Genomic DNA, 18,101 nt, shown 5'->3' on the forward strand with positions numbered 1-18,101 from the left:
ATTTTATGCTGAGCGGGGCCTACTTCCGTTTAAGTAGTTGATAGGCGCCTGGAAGAACACATAACAGGGTAATGGCCCCATAACTAATTGACCCTAAAACAGTCAATGATGGGCTCACGCCCCAGAGGGCCAACACTGATGCCAAGGTGGCCTCACGCAGACCCCAACCAGAAATACTAATGGGCAGCATTAATAGCAAACTCAAGGCTGGTAAACCGATCATAAGAGCTTCGGTGGGAACATCCGCTCCATAGGCTTTTAAGCAAAAGCCAAGCGCCAGAATATTAAAACAATGAATACCGACAGCAAAAATAGCCTGCCCAATATTCGTTGGCCACGCAAAGGCAAACCGAATTCCAGATAAGGCATGATCCAAAGAAAAGCGTGCTAAGAGCGAACGAATCATGGTCATTAATGGTTGATAGGTCAGCGCAAAGGCTAATACAACGCCGCCCCCCAGCATCAGTGCCAAGACCCAATAGCCTAATTCAGTTCCCCAGGAGGCCAGGGTAGCCCCACCCAATACCAAACCAATCCCACCCAAAATGTTATTGCCCATGAGGCCGACCACGCGATCTAAGAGGGTCATCGCAAATCCCAGTCGTAATTTGGGATTCTGTTTTGCTAATTCTTCAGCGTGAGATAGCTCTTCAGTCAGTTTGTGTTGTTGACCGAGTTGTCCGCTTCGGGTTAAATGCGTACCAGCAATGGCTCGATAACTATCGCCCCCTAAAGTGCTGGGTAAACCTTGATTAATCAAGCCTCCCGAGAAATACAGCCCAATGTATCCCACTAAACTCCCCTGAAATCCTGCGCGTCGCATGAACAATCCCCAACGCAAGCCACCGCAAACAAAGGCGGCAGTGATGCACAACGCACCAGCAATCAGCCATTGGGCTTGTAGTTGCAGCTCGGATTCAAACAGGGTTTTCCAATCAATCCCACTCGTTGCTTTCCATAACAAAGCAATCGACAGAATGATCCGAATCGTGGGCCAACTCTTCTTTAATACGGTTTTCCATGAGGCGCTCATGGGCGTAAGGATAATGCCTCTCGCTGCGGGTTTGCCTTTCCGCCCCAACCCTGGCAGTAACTGAGCTCAAATTGGCTAAGTGCTTCACCCATATGTCCAATGCTCAGTCGATCCAAGGGGCGACAGGTCCGAAATTGGCCTTCCCCCACCGGAGGCTTAAAGGACATTTGTGACCAATTGAGCAAAATAACATTCGATCCCTCGGGCAGTGACCCAAACCATAGATCAAATTGATCAAATCGATCATCCAATACAAAAACAGAGGTTGGTCTTGCATACCAAGCGACTCGGCTTGCCAAGGTCCAGTTCTGGACTGCAATACCACTTGCCTTGAGTTCTTTCACCAAAAGATTAGCAAGTGTGGATGCGGAACGCCAACCATATAAATCAGCTAATGGATTTGATTTCATCTGATTAGCAATCGGATAGCCAGCGGTCATTACGAGTGTTAGTCCGACCACAACCAGCGTTCCTTGAATCGCCAAAAATAAACTGATGAACCAACGCTTACCTTGCTCCCACCAAACAGCCAGGCCAATACCCGCTAAGGGGGCTAAGCAAAACCATCCCGGTGTAGTCCAGTGCGGTAAGCCGCCACCTCCGGATAAGGCGGCAAACACTGCAAAGGGGAGGGCAAAGAAAATAAATAATGCCACCAACTTCTTGGAAGGCTGGGCTAATGACCAGCGCAGCACGCTCCACGAGCCCAGCAGGGGCAGAAATCCAAAAACGCCGATCTGAATTCCAATGAAGGCAGCCACTCGGCGCCATTGCCACTCACCACCGGCACCATGATCCATTTGATATCGAAATGAGATCCAGTCATGGGTTGCATTCCACAAAATTACCGGGCTAATGAGAAGCAGTGCAATCAGGATGGCAATATAAAACCCTGGTTCCCTCAAGGCGCTCCACCGTGGGACGGTCAAGCAAGTAACGCTAAATGCTAGTGCGTATAAAACAGCTGTGTATTTACTTAGTCCGGCCAATCCGAATAACACTCCCAACAGAATCCATTGGCTAAAACGATATTGCCCATCCTGCACAATCCACCGCAGGGCCATCCACACAATACCCAGGGCAAGAGGCGTTAATAGGGAGTCCGGCACCAATCCCACCGCAAGGACATGCGGTAGGGGAGCAAAAACAATCACAGCAACTGCAAACAATCCCGCACGGGAGGCGGACTGAGACTCAGATTGTGGATGATAGAGATTCCATATTTGCTCGGCAATCTGATAGACCATTACGCAGGAAATGATCCACAGCACAATCGGGATGAGACGCAAAATACCATCCGGTGCATTGATCGCCACCAGCGGCCACTGTATCCACCCCACCAGTGGTGGGTGATCAAAATAGCTCCATGCAAGGCGATCTGCATAGAGGGCATAATGCGCCTCATCAACCGATAGCTCGGTTGTAAAGCCCAACACTAAGTGAACAATTGTGCCGATCGCAATCAGAATAAATGCCCAAGCGTAGGGTGTTTGCTTGGTAATTAGCGTCGACATAGAACGTCAGACTTTGTTAGCTATGTAAAGTTGGTAAAGAGCGTGATAGCCATCGCGTGCCATCCCGTCATCGAGCATTAGTTGGTAGAGACGCTTTGCTTGCTCCAAGCCAGGTAAATGAAGTCCCATCTGCTCTGCAGATTCAACTGCAAGACCAATGTCTTTCATAAAGTGCTCAGCCATGAACCCTGGGGCGAAGTCACCCTTGATCATGCGCGGCCCTTGCACATTGAGCTGAGTTCCACCTGCTGCACCGCTCCCAATGACTTTGAGGACCGCCGAGGCATCAAGCCCCGCCGCTTGGGCATAGCGAATACCTTCACAAACCCCCATGATGGTCGATGCAATCACAATTTGATTACAGAGTTTGGCATGTTGACCAGATCCAGCAGGGCCCAGTAGCGCAATGTTATTGCCCATGCATTGGAGGATGGGTAAAACACATTCGTATGCGCTTGGCTCACCACCGACCATGATCGACAGACGTGCATCGCGTGCGCCAATATCGCCACCAGATACAGGCGCATCCAGAACAAAGACTTGGCGCTCGCGAGCATGTTGTGCAATACGTACAGCCAATGCCGGACTCGAGGTGGTCATATCAATCGCAATACAGTTTGGCTTGGCGCCAGCCAAAATACCATTCGTTCCTAAATAAACCTCCTCAACATCTTTGGGATAACCAATAATGGTGATGACCACATCACATTGAGCAGCTAACTCTTTTGGGGAAGAATGCCAAATCGCACCTTGCTCAAGTAATGCCGCTGCTTTCTCGGGCGAGCGGTTAAAAAGATGCAATGGATAGCCCGCCTTTAATAGGTGCGAAGCCATACTCTTGCCCATGATGCCAGTGCCAATAAAACCAATGGCTGGTAAGGATGGTATTGAAGAATTCATGAATGTATTTTAAAGGGCTAGGCTTTTGCAGGTTTGCGCTGAACCCCGAGCCAGATCAGGGCAAGGCCAATGATTGTGAGCGGAACAATCGATCCTAAATTAAGGAGAGTCCAGCCTTGCGTCGTAATTAAAACACCGGAGCTCAATGCAGACAAAGCAGTTGCTAAGAACACAAAGAAATTAATGGCACCCTGGGCTTTATCACGTTCCGATGGGCGATAAGCCTCCAGGGCTAAGGTCGTACTACTGGTAAATAAAAAGTTCCAACCCACTCCGAGTAAAAAGAGTGCGGTCAAAAAATGAAAAAAGGTAATTCCTGAGAGTGCAATCAAGACACAGGCGATGTTGAGCGCTACGCCCATGCGCAAGACCCACATCACACCGATGCGCTTAATCAGGGCACCAGTAAAAAATCCTGGGGCAAACATGCCAATCACGTGCCACTCAAGAACCCACGCCGTTTTATCAAAACTAAATTGACAGGCCTCCATCGCTAAGGGCGTAGCAGCCATCAGTAAGTTCATCACACCGTAGGCAAGTGCAGCAGTCAGAGTGCAAACAATGAATAGGGGCTGTCGCATGATTTCAGAAAGAGGGCGACCCGGCTCTTGATTGGAATCCACGCGTTTTTCAGGAAACTGAATCTGACTAATCACTGCGAATGCGATCACCGCAACACCAGCTAAGGTGATATAGGCACCCGCAAAGGGTTGCATAAACCAATCACGCGTCCAGCTTGCCATATTGGGTCCTAAAACAGCGCCCAAGATACCCCCAGCTAGCACCCAAGAGATCGCTTTCTCTTTAGTGGTTTTGTCGGCAAGTTCAGCAGCTGCAAACCGATAGAGTTGAGCATTGGCGTTATAAAACCCCGCAATGATTGTTCCAAGATTTAAAAGCCAAAATTGTTTCTCTAAGGTAGCAAAGGCACACAAGAGCGATGAGAACAGGGCTACGAGCAAGGCAATCTGAAAGGAGCGCTTGCGACCTAAGCGCTGCTGAACTTTGGCCACCAGGGTCGTTGCCATGGCACTGCCCACCACATAGGCCATGACTGGCAGGGTTGCCAACCAAGGTTCGGGTGCTAGCGCAAAGCCCACTAAACCATTAATGGCAATAAAGGTAACGTTATTGGTGAGATAGAGCCCTTGTGCCAGGGTCAGAAACCAAAGATTTTTATTCATTCTGCACGGTCATAAAAGCTCTACGATAATGCATCGCATGATGCACCTACGTCTAAGACAAATCAGCCTTTATCTTTGTTTGAGTGTTCTCATGCTGGGTTGCGCTGGGTTTGGCGCCGACTCAAGTCAGTCGGGCGCAGATAAGCTCGACCCCTTGGTGGCGCGTGACGATATTAAGAAGTTTTCAGCACAACCTGCGAATGAACCCTTAAGAGGTTGGAGTTTTTATCGCTTAGCACCTTTTAAAAAGAATACTACGTATCGGCTTGAGAGCTACCAGGGTCGAACAGTGCTAAGCGCAAATGCAAAAAAATCAGCCTCAGGATTAGCGATAAAACTCAAGCCTCGGCCATCGCAACATCTTTGGTTGGAGTGGGAATGGAAAGCCACTGCTACTTTAGATCTTGCCAATAATTTAGATCGGTATGCGGATGATGCACCACTCCGAATCCTAGTCGCGTTTGATGGCGATCGATCAACGTTAACTTTAAAAGACAAAATGGTCGGTGAGCTTGCGCAGATCATGAGTGGACAAGAAATGCCATATGCCACATTAATGTATATCTGGTCGCCTAATGGTCAGCTCAATCAAATCAAGCCAAATTCACATACGAACCGGATCAAGATGATTGCAGTCGATGCTGGCAAAGAAAATCTCGGTCAATGGCGCAAGCACAGTAGAGACCTAACTGCGGATTACCAGGCGGCTTATGGCTATGCCCCAGGAAATGTCATTGGTATTGCGCTGTTGACGGATACGGACAATACCAACGCAGAGACCAAAGCGTATTACGGTGATATTGAGCTGAAATACAAACCATTCTTAAAGACTCATCCAAAAAACTAATCGATTTTTGCTCCCGCTTGTTTAACAACAACAGCCCACTTTGGCATTTCCTTTTTTAGGAAGGCAGAAAAATCCTCAGCATTCAAAAACGCAGGATCAGCACCTTGAGAGACCATCTTTTGTTGTATTTCTTTTGATTCCAGCGTTTGTTTAAAGGCATTCGAGAGTTTCAAAACAACGTCAGGTGGCGTGTTCTTTGGCGCCAAAACTCCATAAAACCCCACAATCTCCAATTTGGCAACCCCAGTTTCATTTACGGTAGGAACATCGGGAAGCGCTGGATTGCGTTTGCTGCTGGTTACAGCCAGCGCCCGTAGCTTGCCTTGCTTTGCATAATTCGCGGCCTGGGGGATGGATTCGGCCATGAATTGAACTTGCCCAGCCATTAAATCCATAAAAGCCGGCGCACTCCCGCGATACGGAATATGAACCATAAATGTCTTGGTTTCTTGCTTGAGCATTTCAGGGACTAAATGTGAAATGCCCCCATTACCAGCAGATCCGTAATTCACCTTTCCAGGATTGCGTCGAATATAGTCTATAAATTCACGGAGCGATTGCGCAGGTACTTCATTATTAACAATGAGAGCCAACGGCTGTTGTGCAGTCCGAGCAATTGGCTGAAAATCTTTGAGAGTGTCATAGGGTAGTTGGTTGTAAATGGCTGGATTAATCACCATGGTTCCGGTATTCGCTAACAACAGGGTATATCCATCAGCAGGGGCTTGGGCTACAAATTGCGCCCCGACGGTACCGCCAGCCCCAGCTTTGTAGTCAATAATGACCGATTGGCCAAGCGTTGTTTGAAGGCGATCTGTCAAGAGGCGAATGTGGGCATCAAGGGGCCCTCCCGCAGGAAAACCAATAATGATTTTGATTGGTTTATTGGGAAAAGAGGGATTAGCTACAGAGTGCGTTATTAGACCGAGTAACGAAATCAGTACGAAAAACCCATTGCGTAAGAATCTCATATGGCGAGCTTATCAAAACTACCGAATTTAGGGAGACTTTAGAAGCAAAAAAATTAACAATCCATCCCAACTTTATTTGGGTATTTATAGAGCTTAATCATTAATCGGGCCGAAGAAAAAGACCCCTCTGCTTGAATTTCAATAGAGGTCTATCATTATGGGTTTAGAGTTTATTAGTCCTCAGAAGTGGTAAAAAAGTCAGCAAGGAGACAAAATTGTCGGTTAGTACGGAACAGGTTCAACAAGCCCTCAAAGGGGTAAAAGATCCAAATACACAAATTGATTTTGTAAGCTCAAAATCAGTTCGTAATCTTAAAGTTAATGACGGAGATGTCTCTCTTGATATTGTTTTGGGTTATCCAGCCAAGAGCCAAATTGATCTAATTCGTCAATTGGTGGTCAGTACCATTCGAGAGCTTGCTGGGGTAAAGAATGTTAGCGTAGCCATCACTACCGATATCGTTGCGCACGCGGTGCAACGCGGTGTGAAGTTACTCCCTGGTGTAAAAAATATTATTGCAGTCGCCAGCGGTAAGGGTGGCGTCGGAAAATCAACGACCGCAGTTAATCTAGCTTTGGCATTAGCTGCTGAGGGTGCTCAGGTCGGAATCTTGGATGCTGATATTTATGGTCCAAGTCAGCCGATGATGCTGGGTATCACTGGGCGCCCTGAGTCGCTCGCCGAGAACACGATTGAGCCGATGGAAGGGCATGGTTTGCAAGCGAGTTCAATTGGGTTTTTGATTGAGCCAGACAATCCTATGGTTTGGAGGGGACCTATGGTGACCTCTGCCTTAGAGCAACTGTTGCGCCAAACGCGTTGGCGTGATCTTGATTATCTGATTGTGGATATGCCACCAGGCACTGGCGATATTCAGTTAACACTCTCTCAAAAGGTTCCGGTCACCGGATCAGTCATTGTTACTACACCTCAAGATATTGCTCTGCTTGATGCTCGCAAGGGCCTCAAAATGTTTGAGAAAGTGGGGATACCCATCATCGGCATTATTGAGAACATGAGTACGTACGTATGCCCCAAATGCAACCACGAGGAACATATCTTTGGTGAGGGCGGTGGCAAAAAAATGTGCCAAGACTATGGCGTTGACTTCCTTGGGGCCCTCCCATTAAATCTCTCCATTCGTGAGCAGGCGGACTCGGGAAGACCAACGGTTGTAGCTGATCCCGATGGTGCAATCAGTGCGATTTATAAAGGGATTGCACGTCAAGTCGCTATTCGGATTGCGAACCTTAGCAAAGACATGACCAGCAAGTTCCCCAGCATTGTGGTGCAAAAGACCTAAAGGGATCGCATTATGCGCTTTGCCATCGTTCTGCGAAAGCAAAAGATTGATAATCCATGGCAAAACTATCGTTGGAGCGTGGTTGAAGTTGTTCCCGATATTGGGCAGTTTGGCAACGTTTTGGAACAGGCGGGTACCGAAATCAACCCGAAGGTGGTCGGACGATTTCTGGAGCGGGATGATGATGGCGAGTCTTGGTTATTTGCAGGCTTTGACTTCCAATTTTTTCGGGATGAGGCTGAAGGCTACTATTTAAATTCCACATCACCCAGTCCATGTTGGTTTGTGATGTGGCGGCTCGAAACTGATTTCGAGACTTATTTAGAACCCAATTCAATTCCGATGGTCAGCAATGATGATGGGGCTGGGCTTGCGATACCGCATCGATTGATGTTGAGTTATAACGAAGCAGCACGATTAGTTGATGGTGGGGAGCAAGTCGATACAAGCCCACTTCAAGAAGAGATGAAAGCATTTTTGGCCCAATACGTTGCAGAGAATTACAAACCAGAACCAAAAAAACGTGCAAAGCCAGCCTCCTTTAAAGGCGCTAATCGCCCGGCGGAGCCTTAATGGCTGAAAATAATTTTTTATCCCGCTGGTCCCGAAAAAAAGCAGGGCTGACTGAAGAGACGACTTCAGCCCCATCAACTGCTCCTATTGCGAAGGTGCCCGAACCATTACTAGAAGAAGCAAATCAAGCAACTTCTGCTCCAGACCTGGTACAGCAACCCCCACCCCCAACCATCGAGGATGTTGAAAAAATCGATGTAAAGGCCCCTGATTTCTCAGCGTTTATGCGCCCCGATGTCGATCCCCTAGTGCAGCAGGCTGCTCTTAAGAAGATGTTTAGTGACCCACACTTTAATGTGATGGATGGCCTCGATATTTACATTGACGATTACACCAAATCGGATCCAATCCCATTGGATATGCTCAAGCGCATGCAGCAATCCGAACTTCTGGGGCTATTCAAATCGGCAGAAGAGCTCTATCCCGAGAGTAAAGAAGGTGGGTTAGATCAAGCCGATGCCATTCAGACATCTGCTGAAGAACCTGCGCAAATTGAGCAATCATCACAAGCGGCTCCCATGGTCAACCAGGACGCTGCCCAGCCAATCGATATAGAATCAGAGGCATTAAACCCAAAAGTGGTTGATGAGAAACCTAGTGGAGAGAGACAGGCAAAACGCGATTCCGATTCATCGGGGTCTTAGCGTGAAGCTTTAAAACAAAATGAGTAAAAAATTAGTCTGCGATTGCAATCGCAGCATGCCCCTTGACCCCAAGGAATTGGGTTTGCCCATTCATACGGCTTTGTGTCGTCAGGAGGTCGGACAGTTTCTTAATGCTTTAAATGAGTCTGAGCCGATTGTGGTGGCTTGCACGCAAGAGCGTGCTCTATTTTCTGAGCTTGCGACTCAGGCAGAAAAACCCCTGGTTGCGCCCCTTAAATTTGTCAACATTCGTGAGATGGCGGGTTGGTCCAAGAATGCTACCGAAGCACATCCAAAAATTAAAGCATTGCTATCGGTTACCGATTTGCCCGAGCCAGACCCGGTTCCAATTGTCGACTATCACAGCGATGGGCGTATCCTAATTATTGGCCCTGGAGAGCAAGCTTTGTATTGGGCTGAGCAACTCGGTCAGTCATTGGAAGTGAATGTTTTATCAACCGAGCCCAGTTCTTTGCCTACTGGTCGCAGCTATCCCGTTTTTACGGGAAAGATGACAAGCCTTGAAGGTTATCTAGGGCGCTTTATCGCTAAATGGGAACTGAACAATCCCATTGATCCAGAGATGTGTACACGTTGCGGAGCATGCGTTGCCGTATGCCCTGAAAATGCGATTGATTTGTCGTTTCAGATTGATTTGGATAAATGCAAGTCACACCGCGCATGTGTTACTGCATGCGCTGGCATCGGCGCAATTAATTTTGATCGAGTAGAGCGTTCTCGTGAGGGTGAGTTTGATTTGATTCTTGATCTACAAACCAATCCCAGTATTCAAATTAGTCAAAAACCACAAGGATATTTTGCTCCCGGCTCAGATCGCTTCAAACAATCAATGGCAGCTAGCCAATTACTTGGAATGGTCGGTGAGTTTGAGAAGCCAAAGTATTTTGTGTATACCGAAAAAATTTGTGCCCATGGGCGTAATGGCAAAGTAGGGTGCTCCGCATGCATTGATGTGTGTTCAACGCAAGCAATTCAGTCGGTGTTTAAAGATGGTCAGGGTAAGGTAGAAGTCAATCCCAATCTTTGTATGGGATGTGGCGCCTGCGCCACCGTTTGCCCCTCAGGGGCGATGCGCTACAACTTTCCAAGCGTTGCGTATCAGGGCCGACAGATCAAAGCATTGGCACAAACCTACTTGACCGCTATTGGTAGCTCGAAGCCCGGTCAGAATGCGCCAACCTTATTGATACATAGCCAAGAGGCTGGTACCACTCTTTTGGAGAATCTTGGGCGAGCTGCCCGTACGAAACCCAAAGAAGTTGTTGGACTGCCTGCATTTGTCATTCCATTTGCCGTTGAACATATTGCTTCAACCGGAATTGATTTATGGTTCGGTGCAATGTCTTATGGTTTTGGTGAAGTTGTTTTGCTACTCAGTGGTGACGAAGACCCTGGATATCGAAGTGCGCTCACCGAGCAGGCCGACTTAGCCAATTCGATTTCACAAGCATTAGGCTATGGCTTGCGTGTGCGTTGCATGATGGCCTCCTCAAGCTCAGACGTGGATACAGTCAATCGGGTCATGATGGAGTTGCTGACCCGTAAAGCCCAAAAATTGATGGCTCCGCCAGCTAGTTTTGCACTGGCTGCTCAAAAGCGCGAGACCCTTGAAATGAGTCTTGAGCATTTGTTGCAGTTTGCTCCACAGGCATTACCAGCCGAGGGCGTGCCATTACCAGCGCACTCACCCTTGGGTGCAATCGTAGTGAATAAAGATGCGTGCACGCTTTGCATGTCCTGTGTGGGAGCTTGCCCAGAGGGTGCTTTGTTGGATAACCCCGATGAGCCACAGCTCTCATTTATAGAGAAACAGTGTGTCCAGTGTGGACTATGCGAACAAACCTGCCCTGAGCAGGCTATTGCCTTAAGCCCCCGTTTAAGCTCGATTGAGCAACGAAAGCAAAAAGTTTTGCTCAATAAAACCGAGCCATTCCATTGCATTAGCTGTGGCAAAGCATTTGGAACCCTGAAAATGGTCGAATTAATGCTTGGCCGTATTGGAACCCATCATGCCTTTTCAGGCGACGCACTTGATCGTTTGAAAATGTGTAGCGATTGCCGTGTTGTAGACATGATGAAAAAAGAACTGTGAACAAAATTCATGAGCGAAGCAAATACCCCCCAGACACCAGAACTTAGCCAAGACGGCCTCGCTGAAGACTTGGCGCGTGCCGATTTGTATGGCTTGCTTGCAAACTTATTTTTTCAGCCACCGGATCAGATGTTGCTTGATCAAATTAGTGCCTCGGAAAATTCTGAGGCGCAAGATAATCAGGCGCCATTAGCCAATGCCTGGATGAATTTGGTCGAGGCTGCCAAAAACAGCAAATCGTCGGATTGGAAAGCGGAATACGACAGTAGTTTTTTGGGCGTTGGCAAACCTAATGTTTTTTTATATGGTTCTTACTATCTCGCTGGACATTTGCATGAAAAGCCACTCCTCGATATTAGGCGCTCACTGTTGCAATTCGGGCTGGAAGCCTCTGATTCAGTCGCGGAAACCGAGGATCACATCGCAGCCTTGTTTGAGGTCATGCGTTACTTGATCGCGGGAGAGGATGCGGGTGTTTCTAACCTTACAAATCAAAGGGTTTTTTTCAACGATCACATTCGGCCTTGGTATGACGATTTATGTGACGCTATCGATGCCGATCCGGAAACCCATTTGTACAAATCCGTTTCCGCACTGACCCGAGAGTTTTTAGCGATTGAGAGTCAGAGTTTTGATATGGTTTAGTCAAATTTAATTGACACAATAGCTTTGGTATTTAAGGGTATGTCCTAGCGAAAAAAACATGCAAAAACTCACATAAATAATTTAATTCCTCTAAACTAAATCTGTAGAAATGCACTAACTATATTCGTATAAAGGAATATTTATGGACAGCAAAAAACCAGAAGCAAATCAAAAAGCAAAATCCTCGCGTCGCACATTTTTTATTGGCGCAGGAGTCACAGTTGGTGCAGCTGCGGTTGCTTCCCAAACTCCATTAGGGCAAGCCGTTGTTCAAAATGTTGCTGAGGCGGTCACTACGAAACCAGATGGCTATCACCTTTCCGCACACATTAAGAAGTACTACCAAACAACGCTCGTTTAATAGAGCGTTTTTTTTGAACTAACCAATTTATTTATTCGCACATCGCAGGAGTCTCACCATGAGCCTAACTCGCAAATCCACCTCAGCCTCTAGCCGGGTTCCTTCCCAATTGATCGGTAGCCTCTCGCGCGGACTGCGCTCAGCGGTACCGACCATGGATCGTCGAACATTCTTAAAACGTTCCGGTATTGGTGTTGGTGCTGGTATTGCTGCCACTCAATTGAACATGCTCCAAAAGGCTAATGCGGCCGAGACCAAGGCGATGCTCGATGGCAAAGGTAAGATTGAGGTAAAGCGCACAGTTTGTACCCATTGCTCAGTGGGATGTGCGTTTGATGCAACCGTTGAAAACGGGGTTTGGGTTCGTCAAGACCCTGTATTTGAGTCCCCCATCAACATGGGCGGCGCTTGTGCAAAGGGTGCGGCACTGCGCGAGCACGGTCATGGCGACTATCGCTTGCGTACCCCCATGAAATTAGTTGACGGCAAATACCAAAAAATTTCTTGGGACCAGGCGCTTGATGAAATTACCGCCAAAATGAAAGATCTGCGTTCAAAGTACACGCCAGACTCCATCTTTTTTATTGGCTCATCCAAGTACAACAACGAGCAAGCCTATTTGCTCCGTAAGTTTGTATCTCTTTACGGTACGAACAATACTGACCACCAAGCGCGTATCTGCCACTCCACCACGGTTGCGGGTGTAGCCAATACCTGGGGCTATGGTGCAATGACCAATAGCTATAACGACATGATGAACTCGAAGGCAGCGTTATATATCGGCTCGAACGCTGCTGAGGCGCACCCTGTATCCATGTTGCATATGCTGCATGCGAAAGAGAATGGTTGCAAAGTGATCGTGGTTGATCCACGCTATACCCGAACCGCCGCAAAATCCGATCAGTATGTGCGGATTCGTTCCGGTACTGATATCCCATTTCTCTTCGGTGTGCTGTATCACATCTTCCAAAATGGTTGGGAAGACAAGAAATACATCAACGACCGTGTCTTTGGCATGGATGACATTCGCAAAGAGGTGATGGAAAAGTGGACTCCAGCAAATGTCGAAGAGGCTTGCGGAGTTCCAGAGGCGCAGGTGAAGAAGGTTGCAGAAACCATGGCTAAGAATCGTCCAGGAACGATTGTTTGGTGTATGGGTCAAACGCAGCACACCGTTGGTAACGCTATGGTTCGTGCTTCTTGCATCTTGCAATTAGCACTTGGCAATATTGGTGTATCCGGTGGTGGCGCCAACATCTTCCGCGGTCACGATAATGTTCAAGGTGCTACTGACGTGGGCCCTAATCCTGATTCTTTGCCAGGCTACTATGGCCTTGCCGCTGGTTCGTGGAAACATTACGCGGCTGTGTGGGGTGTTGACTATGAGTGGATCAAAGGCCGCTATGCTCCCAATATGATGGAGAAGTCAGGTACCACCGTGTCTCGTTGGGTTGATGCCGTTCTTGAAAAAGACGATATGGTCGATCAAGCCACTGCAGTGAAGGGCGTGTTCTTCTGGGGCCATGCACCAAACTCCCAAACCCGTGGCTTAGATATGAAGCGCGCCATGGATAAATTGGATCTCCTCGTTGTGGTTGATCCTTATCCAAGTGCAACTGCAGCGATGGCAGCAATGCCTCCTGCTCCAGGTGGCGCAGTTAATAAAAACCGCGCAGTGTATTTGCTACCAACCACAACTCAATTTGAGTGCTCAGGCTCAGCGACCGCATCCAATCGTTCCGTGCAGTGGCGCGAAAAGGTCATTGATCCGCTCTTCGAGTCCGTTCCTGACCATGTCCTCATGCAAGCTTTTGCTGACCGCTTGGGCTTTGGAAAAGAGCTCTCGAAAAACTACAAGATGCTTGATTCCAAGTTTGCTGGCAAGAACTGGAAAGAGCCCGAAGTTGAATCCATTCTGCGCGAAATTAATCAAGCAGTTTGGACCATTGGTTACACCGGCCATACCCCAGAGCGCTTAAAGGCACACATGCGCATGATGAGTGTCTTTGATCCAAAGACCTTGCGTTCGCGTGGCGGTAAAGATCCTGTCAGTGGTTACGACACAGCAGGGGATTATTTTGGATTGCCATGGCCTTGCTTTGGTAATGCTGCCCTCAAACATCCTGGTTCACCTAACCTCTATGACACCAGTAAGCACGTGATGGATGGCGGCGGTAATTTCCGAGCTAATTTTGGTGTTGAGAAGGATGGTAAGTCGCTCTTGGCTGCTGATGGCTCGTTCTCGAAGGGCGCTGACATCAAGACTGGTTACCCAGAGGTCGACCATGTCTTCATGAAGAAATTAGGCTGGTGGAATGAGCTAACCGAAGATGAGAAAAAAGCCGCTGAAGGAAAGAACTGGAAGACTGACCTTTCTGGCGGAATCATCCGTGTCACCATGAAAAACCATGGCTGCCATCCGTTTGGAAATGCGAAGGCGCGTGCGGTGGTGTGGAACTTCCCAGATGCCATTCCAATTCACCGTGAAGCTCTTTATAGTACTCGTCCAGACATGGTTGCGAAGTACCCAACCCACGATGACGTGAAGACCTTCTGGCGCTTGCCGACTTTATTTAAGACAGTTCAAAACAAAGCAATCGAAGACAAGCTCTATGAAAAGTTCCCGATCATTCTGACCTCTGGTCGCTTGGTGGAGTACGAGGGTGGCGGTGAGGAAACTCGTTCGAACCCATGGCTTGCTGAGTTGCAGCAAGAGAACTTCGTGGAGATTAATCCAAGTGCAGCCGCTCGGCGTGGTATCAAAAATTGGGATTTTGTTTGGGTGAAATCGCCAACCGGTGCCAAGATCAAGGTACGCGCATTGGTCACTGAACGCGTTGCACCAGATACTGCCTTCGTGCCCTTCCACTTCTCAGGATGGTGGGAAGGCAAGGATCTGCTCGATTTTTATCCAAAAGGAGCGTATCCGATCGTTCGTGGTGAGGCTGTCAATACGGGTACCACCTACGGATATGACCGTGTCACCATGATGCAAGAAACCAAGACCACGATCTGTCAGATCGAAAAGGCTGCTTAACTAACACCGCAAAGTCAGGAGATTAACTATGGCAAGAATGAAATTTATCTGCGACGCAGAACGGTGTATTGAATGCAACGGTTGCGTTACAGCGTGTAAGAACGAGAACGAGGTCCCATGGGGTGTTAATCGCCGTCGTGTGGTAACCATTAATGATGGCGTGGTTGGTGCTGAGAAATCCATCTCAGTAGCCTGTATGCACTGTGCAGATGCACCATGTATGGCCGTATGCCCAGTCGATTGCTTTTATCGCACCGATGAGGGTGTGGTTCTCCATAATAAGGACACCTGCATTGGCTGCGGCTATTGCTCGTATGCCTGCCCATTTGGAGCACCTCAGTTCCCAAGCTCTGGCACATTTGGCTTACGCGGAAAGATGGATAAGTGCACCTTCTGCAGTGGCGGCCCCGAGAAAAACGGTAGCGTCGCTGAGTTTGAAAAATATGGCCGTAATCGCCTCGCTGAAGGTAAGTTGCCTTTGTGCGCAGAACTTTGCTCAACCAAAGCACTGATTGGTGGCGACGGTGATGTGATTGCCGATGTATTCCGTACTCGAGTTGTCAAGCGTATGGCTGCTGGCAAGAATGCTGGAGCGGATGTATTTGGTTGGGCAACTGCCTACGGTAAACCGAATGCTCCTGCACCTGCTGCTAAACCAGCTGCTGGAGGTAAATCATGAAACTCGCGATAACGAGCGCCCTGGTTGCAGCCACCGTCTTGTTGACTGGCTGTAACGAGGCGAATGTGGGTACCTCGGCGTCTAAACGTCCTGATATCGCTCCATACATGGGCGCCGATAATGGGTTTATGGCAAAAGGTTGGAAACCAGGCGATCAAGCCAGCTGGAACGCCGAGATTACCAAGCGAAATCAGCTTCAGTCTGAGTACAGCAGAATCAAATAAAAATTAGAATAATTTGGAGATGATCCGATGAATGCATCATTTGGCTCGGTAATGCGATCTATTCTGTTGGTAGCAAGTCTTGCCATCAGTTCTTTTAGTTTTGCTCAGCAAGGAACCGCTCAGTCACCAACCCCGCAAAAAGTGGAGTCAGTCAACATCATGGATGTTGGTAGATCTCCAAATGCAACTTCGCAAGCTGCGATTGAGGCAGGAAAAAATCAACCGGGCAATAATGCGCCAATATGGAGAGCGGTCAATAGTGAAACAGTGAACTATGTTTCTATTCCTAATAAAGAAGCCGGTGTATTAATTCAAAAGACGGGTCAAGAGTGGCGTTTAATCCGTAACGGTGTGATTACTGTCTATGGAGCTTGGTTATTAACCATTGCTTTATGTGGCATTGTTGCTATGTATGTCGTCAAGGGTACGATTAAATTACATGAACCAATGTCGGGCCGCAAGATTCAACGCTTCACGTTGCTGGAGCGTATAACGCATTGGACCATGGCCTTTACCTTTGTTGCTCTGGCTTTTACGGGCATCATGATCCTTTGGGGTAAGCATTTCTTATTGCCATTAACAGGACCAGCATTCTTTGGAGCCTTTTTGCTTGTTTGCAAGAATGTGCATAACTTTGTGGGACCCGCTTTCACTGTGAGTATCGTGGTGTTCTTTATTCTTTTTGTTCGCAGAAACCTTCCAGAGAAGGGCGATATGGCGTGGGCGCTCGGATTTGGTGGTTTGATCTCAGGCAAGCATATTCCTGCTGGATTTTTTAACTTCGGTGAAAAATTCTGGTTTTGGGTAGGAATGGTGATTTTGGGCTCCGCAGTATCTGCATCCGGTTGGGTACTCGACATGATCGTCCCCTTTATCCAGATTGAATACTGGCGCGGCACCATGCAGATTGCCAACATTATTCATGGCGTAGGAGCCATTTTGATGACCGCGCTTGCGTTTGGGCATATTTACATTGGTACGATTGGTATGCAAGGTTCAATCGATGCCATGAAAACAGGGTATTGCGATGAGACCTGGGCCAAAGAGCATCATGAACTTTGGTACAAAAAATTAGGAAAGGGGTAATTCATATGAAACGTTTGTTTGTTGGCTCCGTTTGTGCGCTCGGATCAGCCGTCACCTTAGCCGCATTGCCACCCCCAACTCCACAACAAGCCGAAGCAGCAGCCCTTGCTAAAGCAAAAACTGCCTATGCCGGAACCGTTGCTAGCTATCAGCTTTGCCAGTCCATTAATGCAGTAGCCATGAAATACAAAACGGCTGGAACGCCTAATCCCGCCCCTTGCGTTGCGCCTCCTCCATTTGTGCCGCCTCCAACTGCGGCTGTTGCGCCAGCGCCTGCTGCCGCACCTGCAAAAAAATAGTTCGGTAGCTTTTCAAAAGAATCCCCAAGCTTTTACTTGGGGATTTTTTATTTAACAGCGGGATTGAGGGTGTAACGACCTGTAATCTGAGCACTACCCAAAATATGACGCTGAAGGGCTGCCAGGGCAGTCTTGCCATCAAAGGTGGAACCCAATCCAAGCGATGGGGTATCTAAAGCGTAAATCGTAAAAATATAGTGATGCCAGATGCTGTCGTTCCATGGGGGGCAGGGGCCATCATAACCAAAGTAATTCCCTTTCATCTCAGCGTCACCTGAGAACCATGCCGTGTAATCATTAATCCCGTGCTGGGCTCCATGGTGCGTTCCAGGGCCGGGTTTGCCTCGGGGTACAACCTCGCTTGAGTAGCGACCTGCTGGGATCTCAGTAATGGTTTTAGGAATATCGACCATGACCCAGTGGAAGAAGTCAATGCGGGGTAGGGATGCGGGCACCGTTTTTCCCTCTTGATTGACGTCATCCGGTTTGGAGGGAACATCGGGATCATGGCAAATCAAAGCAAATGATTGCGTACCAGTGGGAATATCTACCCACCGCAGATGGGGATTGTGGTTTGACCCAAGGCAAACATGCCCGCGATCATTGGGGATACAAAACGCATACTCTCCGGGAATAACGGCACCATCTTGAAAGCTTGAGCTCGTGAGTCGCATTGGGTCTCCTAAT

At 48.2% G+C, this 18,101-nt stretch carries 17 protein-coding genes and 1 pseudogene; 12 read left to right on the plus strand and 6 right to left on the minus strand.

Annotated elements, in window-relative coordinates; translation table 11 throughout:
* Window positions 1-19: 19 nt before the first annotated feature.
* Genes QUE61_RS03275 through QUE61_RS03290 form a run of 4 tightly spaced genes read right to left on the minus strand, consistent with a single transcriptional unit; the run spans window position 20 to window position 4,631 of the window.
* On the minus strand, window positions 20-1,033 hold the full coding sequence (locus QUE61_RS03275; protein WP_286307623.1) for a lysylphosphatidylglycerol synthase transmembrane domain-containing protein: 1,014 nt from the start codon (window positions 1,031-1,033) through the stop codon (window positions 20-22).
* Window positions 1,030-2,547 carry an ArnT family glycosyltransferase gene (locus QUE61_RS03280; RefSeq protein WP_286307625.1) on the minus strand — a complete coding sequence of 506 codons (1,518 nt, stop codon included), beginning with the start codon at window positions 2,545-2,547 and terminating at the stop codon, window positions 1,030-1,032. Before QUE61_RS03280 ends, QUE61_RS03275 begins: the two co-directional genes overlap by 4 nt.
* Window positions 2,548-2,553: 6 nt before the next feature.
* On the minus strand, window positions 2,554-3,447 hold the full coding sequence (locus QUE61_RS03285) for an NAD(P)-dependent oxidoreductase (RefSeq protein ID WP_286307627.1): 894 nt from the start codon (window positions 3,445-3,447) through the stop codon (window positions 2,554-2,556).
* 17 nt (window positions 3,448-3,464) lie between these two features.
* Window positions 3,465-4,631 carry an MFS transporter gene (locus QUE61_RS03290; RefSeq protein ID WP_286307629.1) on the minus strand — a complete coding sequence of 389 codons (1,167 nt, stop codon included), beginning with the start codon at window positions 4,629-4,631 and terminating at the stop codon, window positions 3,465-3,467.
* A 37-nt stretch (window positions 4,632-4,668) separates the two neighbouring features.
* Between QUE61_RS03290 and QUE61_RS03295 the strand changes: the two genes are divergently transcribed.
* On the plus strand, window positions 4,669-5,478 hold the full coding sequence (locus QUE61_RS03295; protein WP_286307631.1) for a DUF3047 domain-containing protein: 810 nt from the start codon (window positions 4,669-4,671) through the stop codon (window positions 5,476-5,478).
* Here QUE61_RS03295 and QUE61_RS03300 read toward each other — a convergent pair.
* Entirely contained in the window at window positions 5,475-6,449 is a 975-nt protein-coding gene (locus tag QUE61_RS03300) for a Bug family tripartite tricarboxylate transporter substrate binding protein (protein ID WP_286307632.1), read from the minus strand. The genes QUE61_RS03295 and QUE61_RS03300 overlap by 4 nt on opposite strands.
* 206 nt (window positions 6,450-6,655) lie before the next feature.
* Between QUE61_RS03300 and apbC the strand changes: the two are divergent.
* From apbC to QUE61_RS03355, 11 genes and pseudogenes are all read left to right on the plus strand, one after another.
* Window positions 6,656-7,753, plus strand: a pseudogene (apbC, locus tag QUE61_RS03305) (iron-sulfur cluster carrier protein ApbC); the annotation flags it as partial.
* Window positions 7,754-7,765: 12 nt separating this feature from the next.
* On the plus strand, window positions 7,766-8,326 hold the full coding sequence (locus QUE61_RS03310; RefSeq protein WP_286307633.1) for a DUF3305 domain-containing protein: 561 nt from the start codon (window positions 7,766-7,768) through the stop codon (window positions 8,324-8,326).
* The gene (locus QUE61_RS03315) at window positions 8,326-8,970 is read left to right on the plus strand and encodes a DUF3306 domain-containing protein (protein WP_286307634.1); all 645 of its coding nucleotides are present in this window, start codon (window positions 8,326-8,328) and stop codon (window positions 8,968-8,970) included. The genes QUE61_RS03310 and QUE61_RS03315 overlap by 1 nt, the downstream gene beginning before the upstream one ends.
* Before the next feature lie 19 nt (window positions 8,971-8,989).
* Window positions 8,990-11,083, plus strand: a complete 2,094-nt coding sequence (locus QUE61_RS03320) for a 4Fe-4S binding protein (RefSeq protein WP_286307635.1) — start codon at window positions 8,990-8,992, stop codon at window positions 11,081-11,083.
* Between the two features lie 9 nt (window positions 11,084-11,092).
* Entirely contained in the window at window positions 11,093-11,728 is a 636-nt protein-coding gene (locus QUE61_RS03325) for a TorD/DmsD family molecular chaperone (RefSeq protein ID WP_286307637.1), read from the plus strand.
* Window positions 11,729-11,870: 142 nt separating this feature from the next.
* The gene (locus tag QUE61_RS03330; RefSeq protein WP_286307640.1) at window positions 11,871-12,089 is read left to right on the plus strand and encodes a formate dehydrogenase; all 219 of its coding nucleotides are present in this window, start codon (window positions 11,871-11,873) and stop codon (window positions 12,087-12,089) included.
* Between the two features lie 58 nt (window positions 12,090-12,147).
* The gene (locus QUE61_RS03335) at window positions 12,148-15,126 is read left to right on the plus strand and encodes a formate dehydrogenase subunit alpha (protein ID WP_286307641.1); all 2,979 of its coding nucleotides are present in this window, start codon (window positions 12,148-12,150) and stop codon (window positions 15,124-15,126) included.
* Window positions 15,127-15,154: 28 nt separating this feature from the next.
* Window positions 15,155-15,805 (plus strand): formate dehydrogenase FDH3 subunit beta, encoded by a 651-nt coding sequence (gene fdh3B / locus QUE61_RS03340; RefSeq protein WP_286307643.1) that lies wholly within the window; start codon window positions 15,155-15,157, stop codon window positions 15,803-15,805.
* On the plus strand, window positions 15,802-16,029 hold the full coding sequence (locus tag QUE61_RS03345) for a hypothetical protein (protein ID WP_286307645.1): 228 nt from the start codon (window positions 15,802-15,804) through the stop codon (window positions 16,027-16,029). The genes fdh3B and QUE61_RS03345 overlap by 4 nt, the downstream gene beginning before the upstream one ends.
* A 27-nt stretch (window positions 16,030-16,056) precedes the next feature.
* Window positions 16,057-17,115, plus strand: a complete 1,059-nt coding sequence (locus QUE61_RS03350) for a formate dehydrogenase subunit gamma (RefSeq protein ID WP_286307647.1) — start codon at window positions 16,057-16,059, stop codon at window positions 17,113-17,115.
* A gap of 5 nt (window positions 17,116-17,120) precedes the next feature.
* A complete protein-coding gene (locus tag QUE61_RS03355) occupies window positions 17,121-17,414 on the plus strand; it encodes a hypothetical protein (protein WP_286307649.1) in 294 nt (97 codons plus the stop codon).
* Window positions 17,415-17,461: 47 nt separating this feature from the next.
* Here the strand turns inward: QUE61_RS03355 and QUE61_RS03360 are convergent, their stop codons facing one another.
* Window positions 17,462-18,088 (minus strand): YbhB/YbcL family Raf kinase inhibitor-like protein, encoded by a 627-nt coding sequence (locus tag QUE61_RS03360; protein ID WP_286307651.1) that lies wholly within the window; start codon window positions 18,086-18,088, stop codon window positions 17,462-17,464.
* Window positions 18,089-18,101: the final 13 nt, after the last annotated feature.

Origin of the sequence: Polynucleobacter sp. HIN5, from assembly GCF_030297555.1 — a bacterium.
Classification (GTDB): Bacteria; Pseudomonadota; Gammaproteobacteria; order Burkholderiales; family Burkholderiaceae; genus Polynucleobacter.